A 15,179-nucleotide genomic window follows, 5' to 3' on the forward strand; every position below is an offset into this window, starting at 1 on the left:
GCGAGTGTGTCAAAAAGTGCCTTGGTGCGGAAGTTTGGTCAAATAATGCGTTAGTGCGGGCTAGAAGCGCTCTGACCAAGTTGCTTTATGCATAAGTTAATCTCGTCCAATTCATTTACCTTATAAAATAAGAATCCTATATTCACAAGGTACCCGCACTATATCTCGTCCGTACCGCACTAACGCATTATTTGTCACGATATTTACCGCACTAAGTGATTATTTGGTCCAAGTCCCGCACTAACTGCATTTTTGGTCCAGCCAGAATTCCGCAGCAAGCGACTATTTGGCACTCACGGCTCCATGCTGATCGCGCGCAATCCCGCATGCTCCGATAGCCACCCATCAAAAGACGCCCATCAAACGCAAACCGCCGCTGGCTGCAAAGCCAACGGCGGTAAGAGAGAGGATGCAGGCGCACGCGCGACCGCGTGGAGGCACGGTTAACGCAGTGATGCGGGCGCTGCCAGGGATATGCGAGACGCCGCGCGCGGGAATAGCCCAGATGGCATAGGGGCTTCTCTAGCGCGCGGCAAAGAAGGAGATCTAGAAGCTGAGCCCACGGAAGGCGTCGCGATAGAGGTTCACCAGGTCCTGCTTGGAAACGGGGCGCACGTTGGGAAGCGTGCAGCGGTCGTGCATCGCCGCCTCCGCCATGTCGCTGATAGCCCGCTCGAACTCCAGGGCGTCGATGCGCTCGATACCGGAGAGAGAGTGCTCGATGTCCAACGTCTGGCGCAGGTCCAAAACGGCGCGAAGCAGCTCGTCGGCACCCGCCATGCCCAGCTCGCCGGCAAGGCGCTCGTAGGGCCCGCGATACTTCTGCTCCGCCATGTGAAACGCCATCACGTAGGGCAGCAGCACCGCGTTGAGGCGACCATGGGCAACGTGGAAGCGACCGCCCAGGGCGTGCGCCAGGGAGTGGTTGATGCCCAGACCTGCATTGGTGAACGCCACGCCGGCGATGCAAGAAGCCTCGATCATGCGGGCGCGGCTACGCATGGACATGCCGTCGCGATAGACCGCAGGCAGGTCGGAAAGCACGGTGCGAACGGCCTTGACCGCCATTGCGTCGGTGAACGCGGTGGCGTCCTGCGAAACGTAGGCCTCGATGGCGTGGGTCAGCACGTCCATGCCCGTGTCGGCGGTGATGCGCGCCGGGACGCTGCGGGTAAAGTCGGCCTCAAGCAGGGCGCCGTCGGGAGCGAGCAGGTCGTCGATCAAAACAACCTTGTTCTCGCCGCGCGTGATGACCGCGAAGTTGGTGACCTCGGAGCCGGTGCCGGCCGTTGTGGGAATGGCCAGGAAATAGGGCTTGGCCATACCGCGGCCGCAGCAGGTGTACAGAACCGCCTTGGCGGCATCGATGCAGGAGCCGCCGCCAAACGCGATCACCATGTCGGGACGAGCCGCCTCGACCGCCGCGACGCCCTCGTCCACCAGCTCCTGGCTGGGATCGGGCTTGACGTTGGAATAGGTCTGGTAGCGCGCGCCCGCCGGCAGGTGCTGGGCCATCTTGGCGACCATGCCGGATGACTCCAAAAAGCCGTCGGTGATGATGAAGATGTCGCGATAGGGCATCTGCTCAAGGCGCTCGAGGGCACGGGACCCAAAGAACAGCTCGGTCTTCAGCTTGAAATCGTTCATCGCACTCGTCCTTTCAACGTCGCGCGGAACCTAGCCCTTGATGGGGACGAGGATCTCGGTAACAAACAGGTCGGAATCGTAGGTGGTCCAGTAATCGGTAACAAAGCGCTCGTAGGAGCAGCCGCACACTTGGTGTCCGTTCTGCTTGGCGAACGCAAAGAGGCGCCGGTACGCCACATCGATGTTCTCGAAGGCGCCGGAGTGGTAGGTGGAGAGGTAGAGCCCGCGCGGGCGAACGTAGGCGTACTTGGGATCGATGGGCCGCAGCGCCTTTTGGAGGATCGCGGCGTCGCACGGCGCAGTGAAGGTCTCCGGCTCGGCGTCGCCGAACTCTCGCTTCATGATCACCGGACCGGAGATGACGTTCTCGACCTTGTCGACAAACGCGGTGAACTCGAGGTTGATGGTCGCTTCGGCGTAATCGCCCGTGAAGCGATACGGCATGCGCAGAAGCTCTTCGCAAGACAGAAACTTGGTGTTAACCGCCAGCGGACAGGAGTTGAGCACAAAGCTCGCCTCTTCGACCAGCTCGTTCCAGTCGTCGATGATCTCCAGACGCTCGTTGAGCTCGCGGACCGCGCGGGCGCACTCAGCCCGCTGCTCGCGGAAACTGCGCCGGATATGGCTGAAATCCGTGCAGTCGAAGACGTCGGCGATCTCTTCCAGCGACAACCCCATCTTCTTGAGGTAGTTGATCACCGGTATCTTGAGCATGGTGCGGCGCGAATAGTAGCGATAGCTGTTCTCGCCAATCACATCCGGCTCGATGAGCTTCATATCGTCGTAGTGCCTCAGCGCGCGCTGGGACAGCCCGCCGATCTGGCTCACCTCGCCGATGCGATACAGGTCGTCATGGCAGGAGGCCTCCGCGCTGTTGTGCGTGCAACTCATATCTACACCCCCGGCAAGCGGTCGATGGCGCAAGCATAGGCGTACGCATCGAGAATGGGATTAACATCTGATCTCGCCATATCGTCCAACGCGTCGCGCAGGAACCAGACGGTGCGCAGCGAATACGGCGCCACCTCGGCGAGCATGTAGTCCACCGCGGACACGCGCTGCGGCAGCGAAGTCTCGGCGCGGGCGTGCGCTGCGGCCTTGGGAGAGGTCTCTGCCGCTTTGCGGGCAAAAGCGGCAAGGGCACGCTCGACCTCGTGCAACGCGCATGCCCTAACCGGCGATACGGCGGGAAGCACGTGGGACCAGTCCGCACGGAAGCGCTCGGGGTCGGTCACGGCCATCATGCGCGCGTACTTCTCGGCAACCGGATTCCTGCCGGCGGCGTCCAAACCCTTGAGATCGTCGAGGACCAGATGGACAAACGCAAAGGAAAACGCCAGGTACTGGGCGAGGCGGTATATGAAGAACGACCGGGCGTCATCCTGGCAGGCCGCGCGCCCTTCAAGACCCTCGACCCTATCGAAGAACGCCCACTCGAGAGCGACAACCTCTTTGATCGCCGCCATATCGGACGCGCATGCACCGCAGCGAGCGAGCAGCTCGCGCACGGACGGCACGTCGAAATACGCCTCGATGACAAATCGCTCGGCGCACGGGCACAAGCCATCGCCAAACCTCATCTCCCAACCCTCCTTAATCCTACCGATAGGAGCCCGCGTCGACGGGAAGCGACGCCAGGTAGGCATCCGGGATCCCGCGGCAGATCTCCATTGCGACCGTCAACAAGAAGTCGTCGTCCGTCTGCGCCCAACCAAGACGGCGGACCACCTGCGCGACCAGCGAGCACAAGGACTCGACAAGCTCTTGCGGCATCGAATCGACAGGGGCGGACGCGAGATAGCCGATGCTGTCGACCAGTGCGGCGGGCGCGGCGGCGCGCTCCTTCAAGGAACGGAACGACCACTTGTAGAATGGCATGTATACCCCACTAATAAGGTGCATTACAACCATAAGCGACGTGATAAATTCTGCACGCGCTGCGTTCGCCGCAACAAGGTCGTGGCGGCGAACGCAGCGTGGCAAATTGTATTGACCGGCCTGCGCCATGCCGGCGAGTTCGGCTGCAACCTTCTTTTGAAGAACGGCTTGGGGATAGAACGCCAGGTACGGGGCGCGGCGACGGGCCATGACCCCCGCGGGATCGGAAAAGATCTCGCCGGCGGTGAACTCGGCAAGCAGCTGCTGCGGTATAAAAAGCCATTCTTTGGACGAGGACGGGGCGGATGCCAGGCCGGTGTAGCGCATACGGAATTCGTCCGCATCGAACACACCGGTACGCTTGCCGCTCAACGGGGTCGAGACGCGACGATACCCCATGAACTCACGGGGCAGCTCGTCGTAGCGGCGCTGAAGCTCCGCTCCAAAGGCGGCGAAGTCGGCGGGCTCGAGCCAGATGCAGAAACCGGGGCCAAAGTCATGGTCGCGCGAGATCTGGTCATCGAATCCCAAGCACTCCGAGCCGGGGCCCACCAGGCCCAGGGCGCAGCGTTGGCGAAGCCCCTCGAGGCTGCCCGCGAAAAGGGAGGCCGCATATCGCTCGCAATATGCACGCGACAGGTCCATGCCCTTCATATGCGACCTCCTTTACGCATCGGCCAGGCGCTGCATGCGCCGGCATTCCTCTTGAAGACGCTCCACCATAGGTGAAGCACCCACTTTGTCCCGCAGCGATTCGGCGGCTCGGTGCATATGATCCGCCGCAAGGCGATAATCGCCCATGAGGTAGGCGATTTGGCCCGAGCACGCAAAGGCGTTGGGACGATGTATGTCGCGCCCATGCGAGATGGTCTCGTATGCACGCAGGGCCGCGTCGATCTCTCGACGGGCCTCATCCAGGCGCCCCTCCTTCACCAAGGTCTGGGCAAGGGAGACCTGGGCGACCGCGCGCTTGTCCTGCGCCCCGTCAACCAAGTCGAGCAGGGATACGGCCCGTCGCAAGTCGCGGCGGGCAAGGGCGTACTCCCCCATCTCGCGGTAGGCGGCGCTGCGGTTGTTGCAAATCGCCGAGCGCTGGTAGGCGGTCTTGATTCCGTCTCCCAGCAAAGCCTCGGCACGGTCGAACAGGTCGACCGCCGCAGCGTAGCGTCCCTGGGCCACCAGCACGTCTCCCTTGTTGATAAGCAGGTTCGCGCTCGAGGCGGCATCCGGTGAGGACATGCGCCCGTGGACAAGCAGAGCCTCGTCGTACAGGGCCTCCGCCTGGCGGAGGTTCCCGCGCACGCGCTCCACGCCGCCCAGCTCGCTGGCGACCGCGACGATCGCCAGCGGATCGCCGGAGCGGCGCGCGGCGGCAAGCGAATCCGCTAGATAGCGGTAGACCTTGTCGCCGCGGCCATCCCTATAGAGCCCGTCGACCCGGGCGTAGAACGCCTTGAGGTCGAAAGCTCCCGCAGCCATCGCTAGGGCAGGATCTTCTCGATCTCGGAAGCGGGACGCGGAATCACGTGAACGGAGCGAAGCTCACCCACGCGCTGCGCCGCAGCGGCGCCGGCGTCGGTAGCTGCCTTGACGGCGGCCACGTCGCCGCGAACGAACGTGGTAACGATGCCGGCGCCAACGTTGACCTTGCCCACCAGGCGGACGTCGGCCGCCTTGACCATAGCGTCGCTAGCCTCGACAACGCCCACGGCGCCGTAGGTCTCGACCATTCCCAATGCCTCGTTCATCTTTGTTCCTCCTCAGTGCGCCTCATGAAGGCGCGTAGGTGCTGTATGTCGGCGTTAGACGCCCTTGAATGCGTTAACGAGCTCTTCGACCATGCGCTTTAGCTCTTCTGCGTCGATGACGTCGGACTTGCGCTCGCCGTCAGATACCGGAGCGGACGCGTTGGGGGCGCAGCAGCCGCAGCCGGCGGAATAGGTGATGCCGGACACGCCCTTGGGCTCGCTGGGAGCAGCGGCGGATACGGGTGCGCAAGCGCCGTGCTTCTTGGCGAGCTCGGGGTGGTACTTAGCGAAGAGCTCGTCATGGGCGACCAGCTCGACGGGCTCGATGAGGCCGTTGGCGACGCGCTTGACGTTGATCAGGTGCTCGGGACCGACGTTCTCGGAAATGGAGCTGCCGCCCCAGGTGCCGCAGCCCAGCGTGAGCGCGATGTCCAGGCCGGTGGAAAGGCCGGTGCCGCCCTGGGTGCCTCCCGTGTTGATGAGGATGCGGGACGCGGGCTTGATGGAGAACTTGCGGACTATGTCCTTGCTCTCCGTATGGATGCTCATGGTGTGGCCGATGCCGTTCTGGAGCAGGGCGATGGACAGATCGCAGGCCTCCTCCCAGTTATCGACGGTATAGAAGGCGAGCACGCTGGTGAGCTTCTCGTAGGACAGCGGCCAGGCGTCGCCCACGCCGTGCTGCTCGCCGATGAGCACGCGGGTGCCGGCGGGAACGGAGATGCCGGCGGCGTCGGCGATGACCTGGGCGGAACGGCCCACGAACTTGGGGCTCATGGCGTGGCCGTTGCGGAACAGCAGGGTGCAGACCTTGCGGCACTCCTCTTCGTTGAGGAAATAGGCTCCCTGGCGGGTGAACTCGGCGACGACGGCGTCGCGGTTGCAGGTCTCGCAGATGACGCTCTGCTCGGAGGCGCAGATGGTGCCGTTATCGAAGGTCTTGGAGGCCATGATGCGGCGGACGGCGGCGGGCACGTCGGCGGTGCGCTCGATGTAGGCGGGCGAGTTGCCGGCGCCGACGCCCAAAGCGGGCTTGCCGGAGCTATAGGCGGCCTTGACCATGCCGGGACCGCCGGTCGCGATGATCATGGCGACCTCGGGCGAGTGCATGAGCTCGTTGGTGGCGGCCATGGTGGACAGCGAGATGCCCTGGATGACGTTCTCGGGAGCGCCCGCCTCGACGGCGGCGTCGTTCATGATCTTGATCGCCATGGCGGTGCACTTGGCGGCCGCCGGATGGGGCGAGAAGACGATGGAGTTGCGCGCCTTGATGGCGATCATGGACTTGTAGAGTACCGTGGACGTGGGGTTGGTGGACGGGACGATACCCATCAGCAGGCCCACGGGCTCGGCCAAGACGATGGTCTGCTTCTTCTCGTCGACCTCGATGATGCCGATGGTCTTCTTGTCGCGGATCTGCTCGTAGAGCAGGCCCGAGGCCATGTGGTTCTTGTAAACCTTGTCGCACACCACGCCAAAACCGGTCTCCTCGACGGCCATCTGGGCCAGGACCTCGGCGTTTGCCTCTGCAGCCTCGACCATGTTGCGCAGGATGCGGTCAATCTGCTCCTCGCTGTAATGCGCGATCTGGTTAGCAGCAACCTTGCCGCGGCGAGCCAGCTCGCGAGCGGCCTGGATGCTCTGAAGATCGAAATCAAACTCCTGCATCGTGCCTCCTTTCAATCACGCGATGCCTGATGGCGATGAAAGCGTTCTTACTTGGCGGCGGGCAGGATGGTCTCGACGGAGCCGTCGGGGCGAGGGATGACGTGGACGGATAGGAGCTCGCCTACGCGCTGCGCGGCGGCGGCGCCGGCGTCGGTAGCGGCCTTGACTGCTCCCACGTCGCCGCGGACGAACACGGTGACGAGGCCGCCGCCGACCTGCTCCTTGCCGACGAGGGTGACGTTGGCCGCCTTGACCATGGCGTCAGCGGCCTCGACCGCGCCTACGAGTCCCTTGGTCTCGATCATGCCGAGGGCCTGAGTCATGTTTGCCATCTTGATCTCCTTCTTGGGGGTCTGCTCGGGCTGCTTGGGTTCAGCCGTCGCGGGTGCTTCTTGCTTGGGTTCCTTTGCGGCGTGCGCTGCGGGAGCCTTCTTGGGGGCCTCTACCGGAGCCTCCTGCTCGCCGGCGGCCGCAGGCTTCTTCTCTGCCATGGCGAGCCTTTAGGCCTGGGTGCCGGGCAGGATGGTCTCGACGGAGCCGTCGGGGCGAGGGATGACGTGGACGGAGAGGAGCTCGCCCACGCGCTGAGCGGCGGCGGCGCCGGCGTCGGTAGCGGCCTTGACTGCTCCCACGTCGCCGCGGACGAACACGGTGACGAGGCCGCCGCCGACCTGCTCCTTGCCGACGAGGGTGACGTTGGCCGCCTTGACCATGGCGTCAGCGGCCTCGACCGCGCCTACGAGCCCCTTGGTCTCGATCATGCCGAGGGCCTGAGTCATGTTTGCCATCTTGATCTCCTTCTTGTTGCAGGTTTCCTACTACCTACTTGATGATTCGAACGACCGAGCCGTTTGAGATGCGCAGCGCGTTCGCTTCTTCCGTATCGATGTGGCAGTCGAGCTCACTGGAATCGTTCGCTCGGATAGCCACGTTATCCAAGCGGCCACCGCGTTCCCCGCCAAAGGCGATCGAGACGATCTGCCCGTCGCGAAGGCCCATCGAGGCCGCCTGCGCCAACGACATGTGGATGTGGCGCGCGGCGACCATGACGCCGCTGGGAATGGCGACCGTTCCCTTGGGTCCCGCCAGGGTGATTCCCGGGGTGCCCTCGAGCTTTCCGCTCATGCGCACCATAGCCGGCACGCCGAGCTTGAACGAATCTCCGGCAAGGATCTCCACCTGGGTCTGGGAGCGCACGGGACCGAGCACGCGGACGCGCTCGATAACGCCCTTGGGACCCACCAGCGTGACGGTCTCCTTCGACGCGAACTGACCGGGCTGGGAGAGGTTCTTGATCGGCGTGAGCTCGTAGCCCGCTCCGAACAATACCTCGAGGTCGCCCTGGCTCAAGTGCACGTGGCGCCCGGAGACGCCGACCGTCGCGGTCAAGCTCTGCTCCGACCGCTCGCCCAGGAAAGACGCCAAAAGACCAGTGAGGTCTTCGAGGGAACTAGCCATGGCACGCCCCCGATTTCACGCCGCTCAGCATGCAGGCGAGCTCTTGCTCGGTCCAGATGCCGCGGTCGACGGCCGCGCGGATGACCTTCTCCATCTCCTCGGCGCTCAGCGCCGGCTCTCGATGGTCGCAGCATGCGAAATGCTCGGCGGCGCATGCTTGTGCGGGCGTCGCCGCCTGCTCGCTCATAGCGCCCCGGCACGGCTGTGCGGGCTCTGCCGCCTTGGCGGGCGCGGGCTCGGCCGCTACCTCGTGCGCGCACTGGAGAAGAACCCCGCGCTCGCGAGCGATATCGCGCGCCTGTGCGGTGACGATGGTGTTGTCGTCGACCAGCAGGCTCTCGCCCTTAGCGGCGGCGTCTTCCACGTCTTTCGCGCTGATCAGTCGTTTCATTGCCTCCTCCTTTCCTATAGACTCACGTCTTCGTCGATGATTCCTACAATGACCGCGTCGACGGGAGCGTTTTTTTGGAACCTCTCCCTCACGAACTGGTAGGCGCTCGACCCCGTGGTCACCAGTACGCGCTCGCCCATTCCGGCGCTGATGGTGTCGATGCAGACGATTTGCTTGCCGGCGTCGATGCCGGTGAGAACCTCGACGCGCATGAGCTTCATGCCATCGAGCTCCTCGTACTTGTTGGTCGCCCAGATCGAACCGATGAGCCTACCGATAACCATTGGCCTCGCCTCCTTCCCTCTCTATGCGGCCAAGACATTCAACGACCTCCGCCGTATCGCCGGCGATGGCCAGGAGAACCATGTTCTGCGGGCAGCTTCCCCGCACGTCGGTGACCCTCACGCCCGCCGTCTTCTCGGCGATGTCGCTCGCGACCACCATGTCGATCAGCTTGCCCTGGACCAAACCGACCGCCGCCGGGGAGAAGTCCTCTCCCCATCGCGCCCCGCTACGGGACCTGATGATGTTCATCGTCCCGGCGGAGGGAGCCTTGATGATGCGGATATCGATCATCTAGCGCCCCTCTCCTTGGACCTTGGCCCTGCAACCGCAGGCGATTCCCAAGGGCGTAACAAACATGGGTCGGCTCGGCTTCACCACGGGCATGCCAAGCTGGTGCTCCATGCGGTCCTCGATGCCGGTGAGCTCTGCTGTGCCGCCCACCAAGATGACCTCGGGCACCTCAAAGCCCCTGCAGGAACGCTCCACGATGCTCGCGACCTTATCCACGGTGGGACGCACGATCCTGAGCACCTCGGCGTGGTTGGCGGAATCGCGCTTGTAGCTCTCCGCCTCATCGAAACCCACGCCCTTCGCGCCGGCGAGCACCAGCGAGAAATGGGTTCCTCCCGTGGACTCGTCCACGCACTGCACCACCCGCCCGTCGCAAAGCACGGAGATGCCGGTGGTGCCACCGCCGATATCGACCACGGCGCCGTTCTCGATTCCCATCACCATGTTTGCGGCGGTGGGCTCGTCAAAGACCGCCACCACGTCGAACCCGGCGCTCTCGGCGACGTTTCTCACCACGCCGCCGTCCAGGTTCTCCGTTCCCGGAGGGATCGCCACGGCCGCCTGGAAAAGCTCGCAGCCAAGGCGGCCCTCGAGCTGCTCCTTAAGGGAACGGGCGATGTCGCAGGCGCCCATGTAATCCACCACCATGCCGTCGCGGACGACATCGGCGAACTGGTAAGCGCAGGCGACGGGCTCCCCGGCAGCGTCCACCACCACAAGGACGATGAACGCGGTGCCCACGTCGAGCCCGCAGTAGAGTTCCGCGCCCTCGGCGACCGGCTCGGGAGAATCGACCGTGGCCATCAGGACGTCGAGCAGACGATTGGTTTCCTTCAAATCAACCATGGTCGACCTCCTCCTGGGCCTTGGCGATCGCTCGGGCGATCTCGTATCGGACGCGTCGGGCCTCGTGGACCCAGGTTTCCATGCGGTCTCGAGTCTCCTCGGCCAAATCGGCCTTGGCGCTCGTCCAGAAATGCATGGTCCGGACGAGCTCGGCGTCGAGCAACGCCGCCTCGAAGTAGATCGGATGCAAGTCGGACGCCGGCGTCGGCACGCATGCCGGCTCGTCGTCCTCCGCATCCAAGACGACCCCGCCGGGGTCCCCCTGCCTCCAAGCCGCTCCCGCGGCGTAGCAGGCGCGAGACAACCCCCGGCTGATGCCGCAGCTGCGGCGCGCGAGCAAGCAGAGCTTTGCGCCGAGCACGCGGACGTCGTCGAGGAAGGAGTCGCACAGCCGCTGGTCATCGGGCTTGGGCGCCCCCGTCTCCGCACGGGGCAGAGCCGTTCCGGCATCGAACGTGATGCGGAAATCGACCAGGAACTGGCGAGCACCCGGCGTCAAGCGCGTATCGGGCGCAAGACGGTAGGTGTCGAACGGGCAGGCGGCGTATTCATCGCGCAGCTCGCTCTCCGTCACGTAGCGCATGCTTCCTCCTCTCGGTCTCGTTCAAATCCCACGGTCCCCGCCTCGCATCACATGCGTGCGGCGACCCAATCCAACAATTCGCCAACGCCCTCGCCCGTCTCGGTCGAGACGCACAGGATTTCCGTGCACCCCGCCGCCTCGAGCTTGGCGATGCCCTTCGCGCGCGCGTCGGCGTCTGCGGGAGCCTTGGTGAGAACTCCCAAACACGGGCACGTGAAAGCCCGCGCGTACCCGCTTGAGTAAAAGGACTCGCAGGTACTGCCGTCCAGAAGCATCAGCATCGAGGAGGCCTGGTTTTGCGCCAACATGATGATGATGCTGTGCATCCAATGGTTCTCGATATAACGGCCGGGAACCTCGAAGCAGCGCTCGCGGTAATAGCAATCCTCGCGGTGGGCGTGGTTGGATTCCCCGCCCTCCACAAGGTCCGCCAGCGTGGACTTTCCCGAACCGTCGAGACCGATCACCATGAGGCGCTTGGTGCTCACGACCTGGTCACCTCCGCGCAGCAGAAGCCCATTTGGTCGTGAAGGAACCGGACGACCTCGCCGATAGCGGTCTCGACGCTCTGGACGTCGCCCAAAACCACCACCGATCCGGTGAAGCGGTCGAGAAATCCGATCGAGACCGACGCCGCCTTTGACGCGACGTCCGCCGCGATGATCGCGGTCTCCTCGGGCGAGAGCGTGAGGATGCCTATCGACTCGCCGCTGGGCACGCCGATCCGCTCGTGGATCTCAGGGCCCGGGCTGGCGATGACGTGGGCGATCGTCACCTGCTTGCCGGGGACGGATTCCTGGATGATGCGCGAAAGCTTCTCCATGCTCCCCTCCCCTTAATGGCTCACGAGGTTGACGGTGAAGTCGGCGTCGCCTATCCAGGACTTGATGCGCTTAAGGTCGGCCTCGGTGAGCGAGGGATCGTCCTTGATGGCGTAATCAAGGTCCAGCTGGCCGTACTTGCCCACGCCGAGCTTGTGGTACGGAAGCAGGTCGACGCCGTCGAAGTTCTTCTGGTAGCGATAGGGCGTGAAGAAGGCGATCACCGCATCGATCTCCTCCTTGCTGTCGTTGACCCCCTTGAGCAGGGGCATGCGCACGCGCACGTTGAAGCCGTTCTCAAGCAGCGTGCGAACATTCTCCAAGATCAGCTCGTTGTTGGCGCCGGTCCACTGCTTGTGCTTGACCGGGTCCATGTGCTTGATATCGAAGAGGAACAAATCGACGTGCTCGGCGACCTTCAAAAGCGTCTTGGTGGGAACGTAGCCGCAGGTCTCGACGGCGGTGTGGTAGCCGCGCTTATGGCAGGCGACCAGCAGGCTCAAGGCTGCCTCGGGCTGTGCCAGGGCTTCGCCGCCGGAGAGCGTGATGCCGCCGCCGGACATGCGGTAGAAGTCCGCGTCCTGATCGAAGAAGGCCAGAAGCTCGTCGATCGACTTGTCCTCGCCCATGATCTTCAGGGCGTTGTGCAGGCAAGCCTCCTCGCACAAATGGCATCCCATGCACTGGACGTCGCGACGGACCCTGTGCTCGCCCGCCACCATCTGGTGGATGTCGACGGGGCATACGTCCACGCATGCGCCGCAGTTGACGCATGCCGAGGCCTTGAACATGACCTCGTGCCCGCGATGCTGGCTCTCGGGATTGGAGCACCATGCGCACCGCAGCGGGCAACCCTTGAAAAACGCCATCGACCGAACGCCGGGGCCGTCGTACATGTTGTACTTCTGAAGGTTGAATATACGAGCTTTACGCTCTACATTCGCTTGCTCAAGACTCAACGCCCTACCTCCTTGTGTATTCCGGCGCCCGGTCGGTTCTTCTTGCTAAAAGGCAATCTCTCGCTAAAACTTGGTGAGCATGGTGCGGCTGATGATCTCGTCCTGAACGTCCTTGCACAGCTCGACAAAGAACGCGCTGTAGCCGGCGACGCGGACCACCAGGTCGCGATGCTCCTCGGGGTGCTCCTGGGCATCAAGAAGGGTCTTGTTGTCCAGGTAGTTGAACTGCATCTCGCCGTTGCCGTACATGCAGGCGGTGCGGAGCAGGGTCACCAGGCCGTTCTCGCCCTCGGGGGTGTCCAGCAGGCCGGCCATCAGCTTGAAGTTGTGGACCATGCCGATGTTCATGCTGTCGTTGGCCATCTTGGAAACGGACTTGATGATGGCCGTGGGGCCGTTGAAGTCCGCACCCTGGGTGGGGCTGATGCCGTCGGAAAGCGGGGTCCAGGCGCGGCGGCCGTTTGCGGACGCACCGGTCAGCTGACCGAAGGGCGTGTTGTTGGAGATGGACAGCGTGCCGTGGGACAGGCGCGAGTACAGCGTCTTGAACTGGCTGTGGATGTGCTCGGTGTAGTGGACGATGTCGGCGCAGATGCTGTCCGCGTAGTCGTCGTCGTTACCGTACTTGGGAGCCTTCAGGCAGTCCTGGCGCATCTGCTCATAGCCCTCGAAGTCCGCCTTGAGGCCTTCGTTGAGCTCCTCAAGCGTGTACTTGTGGTCGTCGAAGACCAGCTTCTTGATAGCGGCCATGGAGTCTGCGTAGGTCGCAAGGCCGCTCCACACCACGCCGGGACCGAAGTTGTACATGGCGCCGCCGGCGGAGACGTCGCGACCGTGCTCCATGCAGCCCTCGAACATGATGGACATCAGGGGCTTGGGAGCCATATCGCGATGGACGCGCTGGGAGATGACGGTAGCCACGGAGGTCCACTTGGTCATGTAGTAGATGGTCTCCTTGACCGCGTGCTCGAACTCCTCGTAGGTGGAGTACTGGGACAGCGGGCCCAGGTCCGGAGTGACCTGCTTGCCGTACCACAGGGGCACGCCGTGATTGAGCGTGAGCTCGATGGCAATGGGCCACTGGGTGTAGGAGGTGGAGGTCCACTGATACAGGCGGCCGGACTTCTGGGGCTCGACGCAGCCCATCATGCAGTAGTCGCGCGAATCCTCAACGGAGATGCCCTTGGCAAGCATCATCTTGATATGGGAGTCGTCGAAGTGGCATGCGGGGAAGCCCATGCCGGAGCGAACGACGTCGACGATCTTGCGCAGGTACTTCTCGGGAGACTTGTTGTGGATGCGGCAAGCCAGCGAGGGCTGGTAGATCTTGACGTGGCGCACCGCGTCCATCAGCAGGTAGGTGAGGTCGTTGGTGGCGTCAGCGCCGGCGCGGGTCACGCCGCCCAGGGTCATGTTGACAAAGGGCTGGTAGCCGGCGAAGAACTTGGAAGAGGCCTCGCTGGTGACCCACATCATCTCGCTCATCTTGATGAGCATGCAGCCAGCCAGGTCGAATGCCTGGTAGTTGTTGAGGCGACCGGACTCGATATCGGCCTTGTAGAACGGATACATGTACTGGTCGACGCGGCCGATGGACATGCCGGTCTGGTTCTCCTCGACGGGGAGCAGGGACTCGATGACCCAGACGGACTGGATCGCCTCCCAGAAGGTGGTGGGCTTGTGGGCGGGAACGTTGCGCAGGTTAGCGGCAATCTGCTCCAGCTCGGCGCGACGGCGGGGATTCTGCTCGCTACGGGCCTTCTCCAGCGCGTAGTCGGACAGGCGACGGGCGTAGATCATGACGCCCTCGGTGGTCTCGACGATGGACTTGTAGAAGTAGATCTTATCGAGGTCGTCGGGATTCTCGTAATCCAGATGGGCCAGGTACTCCTTGGCCTCGTCCTGGATGTCCTGCATGCCCTTCTTCATCAGGATGACGTCGTAGCCCGGGTTGGAGTCGCCGCCGCCGTTGACCTGGTGATAGGAGCAATCGGAAACAAAGGACTCGCCGGAGAGCTCCCAGACGCCCGCCTCGCGATACTGGTCCTCGCAGTACTCGTCCAAAGACTTGCCCTCCCAGAACGGGAAGAGCTCCTCGCGCATGTACTTCTTATCCTCTTCGGAGATGAAGAAGGGATCCTGCGGACGGGTGCCGATGGTGTCGATCTCGTCGCGCAGCCAACGCCAGGCGATGTCGGGAGAGAACGCGCCGGCGCGAGGAGCGCCGCAGGGGGAACCGACGATCAGCTCGTCGTCCTGGATGACCAGCGGGGCGGTCTCGCAGCAATAGCGGAAGCACTTGGCGCGCAGAAGGATCTTGGGCATGCCCGGGTTCTTCTTGGTGAACTCGGTGACGGCGCGGGCGCGGTACGTGGTGATGGTGGGCACCTGCTTCAAGAAATTCTGCTTGAGGCGAACGTGGCGCTCGGTGGGGCCGTCGGGGATCTCGGTGGGATCGGCGGTAGCGGCGACCTTGGTGGTCAGCGGGCGGTCGAGCTGGTCGTACACCTGCTCGAACATCTTGCGGACGGTGTCGCGCTGCTCGTCGCTCATCTCCTTGGTGGCGTCGGACAGCTCCTTTGCAAACTCCCTGATATCCATCCT

General features: G+C 63.5%; 19 protein-coding genes. All 19 read right to left on the reverse strand.

Features of this window, described 5'->3' with window-relative positions:
- Positions 1–546 precede the first annotated feature (546 nt).
- The 19 genes from HMPREF9452_RS03680 to cutC all read right to left on the reverse strand — a co-directional run bounded on the left by HMPREF9452_RS03680 (position 547) and on the right by cutC (position 15,176).
- Entirely contained in the window at positions 547–1,647 is a 1,101-nt protein-coding gene (locus tag HMPREF9452_RS03680) for a 1-propanol dehydrogenase PduQ (RefSeq protein WP_009140766.1), read from the reverse strand.
- Positions 1,648–1,677: 30 nt separating this feature from the next.
- Positions 1,678–2,538 carry a MerR family transcriptional regulator gene (locus tag HMPREF9452_RS03685; RefSeq protein ID WP_009140767.1) on the reverse strand — a complete coding sequence of 287 codons (861 nt, stop codon included), beginning with the start codon at positions 2,536–2,538 and terminating at the stop codon, positions 1,678–1,680.
- Between the two features lie 2 nt (positions 2,539–2,540).
- Complete coding sequence (locus tag HMPREF9452_RS11240) at positions 2,541–3,227, reverse strand: DUF4125 family protein (protein ID WP_009140768.1); 687 nt, start codon at positions 3,225–3,227, stop codon at positions 2,541–2,543.
- Positions 3,228–3,246: 19 nt separating this feature from the next.
- Positions 3,247–4,179, reverse strand: a complete 933-nt coding sequence (locus HMPREF9452_RS03695; RefSeq protein ID WP_009140769.1) for a DUF4037 domain-containing protein — start codon at positions 4,177–4,179, stop codon at positions 3,247–3,249.
- Between the two features lie 12 nt (positions 4,180–4,191).
- Positions 4,192–5,004, reverse strand: a complete 813-nt coding sequence (locus HMPREF9452_RS03700; protein WP_009140770.1) for a tetratricopeptide repeat protein — start codon at positions 5,002–5,004, stop codon at positions 4,192–4,194.
- A gap of 2 nt (positions 5,005–5,006) precedes the next feature.
- Positions 5,007–5,273, reverse strand: coding sequence for a BMC domain-containing protein (locus HMPREF9452_RS03705; protein ID WP_009140771.1), 267 nt, complete (start codon positions 5,271–5,273; stop codon positions 5,007–5,009).
- A gap of 54 nt (positions 5,274–5,327) precedes the next feature.
- Positions 5,328–6,941 carry an acetaldehyde dehydrogenase (acetylating) gene (locus HMPREF9452_RS03710; RefSeq protein WP_009140772.1) on the reverse strand — a complete coding sequence of 538 codons (1,614 nt, stop codon included), beginning with the start codon at positions 6,939–6,941 and terminating at the stop codon, positions 5,328–5,330.
- A 47-nt stretch (positions 6,942–6,988) separates the two neighbouring features.
- Positions 6,989–7,273 (reverse strand): BMC domain-containing protein, encoded by a 285-nt coding sequence (locus HMPREF9452_RS03715; RefSeq protein WP_040362354.1) that lies wholly within the window; start codon positions 7,271–7,273, stop codon positions 6,989–6,991.
- Between the two features lie 168 nt (positions 7,274–7,441).
- Positions 7,442–7,729 carry a BMC domain-containing protein gene (locus HMPREF9452_RS03720; protein ID WP_009140774.1) on the reverse strand — a complete coding sequence of 96 codons (288 nt, stop codon included), beginning with the start codon at positions 7,727–7,729 and terminating at the stop codon, positions 7,442–7,444.
- 34 nt (positions 7,730–7,763) lie between these two features.
- A complete protein-coding gene (locus HMPREF9452_RS03725) occupies positions 7,764–8,399 on the reverse strand; it encodes a phosphate propanoyltransferase (protein WP_009140775.1) in 636 nt (211 codons plus the stop codon).
- A complete protein-coding gene (locus tag HMPREF9452_RS03730) occupies positions 8,392–8,790 on the reverse strand; it encodes a hypothetical protein (RefSeq protein ID WP_009140776.1) in 399 nt (132 codons plus the stop codon). The genes HMPREF9452_RS03725 and HMPREF9452_RS03730 overlap by 8 nt, the downstream gene beginning before the upstream one ends.
- A gap of 14 nt (positions 8,791–8,804) precedes the next feature.
- Positions 8,805–9,074: a EutN/CcmL family microcompartment protein gene (locus tag HMPREF9452_RS03735; RefSeq protein ID WP_009140777.1), complete on the reverse strand. Its 270-nt coding sequence runs from the start codon at positions 9,072–9,074 to the stop codon at positions 8,805–8,807.
- Entirely contained in the window at positions 9,061–9,366 is a 306-nt protein-coding gene (locus tag HMPREF9452_RS03740) for a BMC domain-containing protein (RefSeq protein WP_009140778.1), read from the reverse strand. Before HMPREF9452_RS03740 ends, HMPREF9452_RS03735 begins: the two co-directional genes overlap by 14 nt.
- Positions 9,367–10,212 carry an ethanolamine utilization protein EutJ gene (gene eutJ / locus HMPREF9452_RS03745; RefSeq protein ID WP_009140779.1) on the reverse strand — a complete coding sequence of 282 codons (846 nt, stop codon included), beginning with the start codon at positions 10,210–10,212 and terminating at the stop codon, positions 9,367–9,369.
- Entirely contained in the window at positions 10,205–10,795 is a 591-nt protein-coding gene (locus HMPREF9452_RS03750) for a hypothetical protein (RefSeq protein ID WP_009140780.1), read from the reverse strand. Before HMPREF9452_RS03750 ends, eutJ begins: the two co-directional genes overlap by 8 nt.
- 47 nt (positions 10,796–10,842) lie before the next feature.
- Complete coding sequence (locus HMPREF9452_RS03755) at positions 10,843–11,283, reverse strand: EutP/PduV family microcompartment system protein (protein WP_009140781.1); 441 nt, start codon at positions 11,281–11,283, stop codon at positions 10,843–10,845.
- On the reverse strand, positions 11,280–11,618 hold the full coding sequence (locus tag HMPREF9452_RS03760) for a BMC domain-containing protein (RefSeq protein ID WP_009140782.1): 339 nt from the start codon (positions 11,616–11,618) through the stop codon (positions 11,280–11,282). Before HMPREF9452_RS03760 ends, HMPREF9452_RS03755 begins: the two co-directional genes overlap by 4 nt.
- 12 nt (positions 11,619–11,630) lie before the next feature.
- A complete protein-coding gene (gene cutD / locus HMPREF9452_RS03765) occupies positions 11,631–12,575 on the reverse strand; it encodes a choline TMA-lyase-activating enzyme (RefSeq protein ID WP_009140783.1) in 945 nt (314 codons plus the stop codon).
- Between the two features lie 63 nt (positions 12,576–12,638).
- A complete protein-coding gene (cutC, locus tag HMPREF9452_RS03770) occupies positions 12,639–15,176 on the reverse strand; it encodes a choline trimethylamine-lyase (protein WP_009140784.1) in 2,538 nt (845 codons plus the stop codon).
- Between the last annotated feature and the right edge of the window lie 3 nt (positions 15,177–15,179).

The organism is Collinsella tanakaei YIT 12063, from assembly GCF_000225705.1.
Taxonomy (GTDB): Bacteria; Actinomycetota; Coriobacteriia; order Coriobacteriales; family Coriobacteriaceae; genus Collinsella; species Collinsella tanakaei.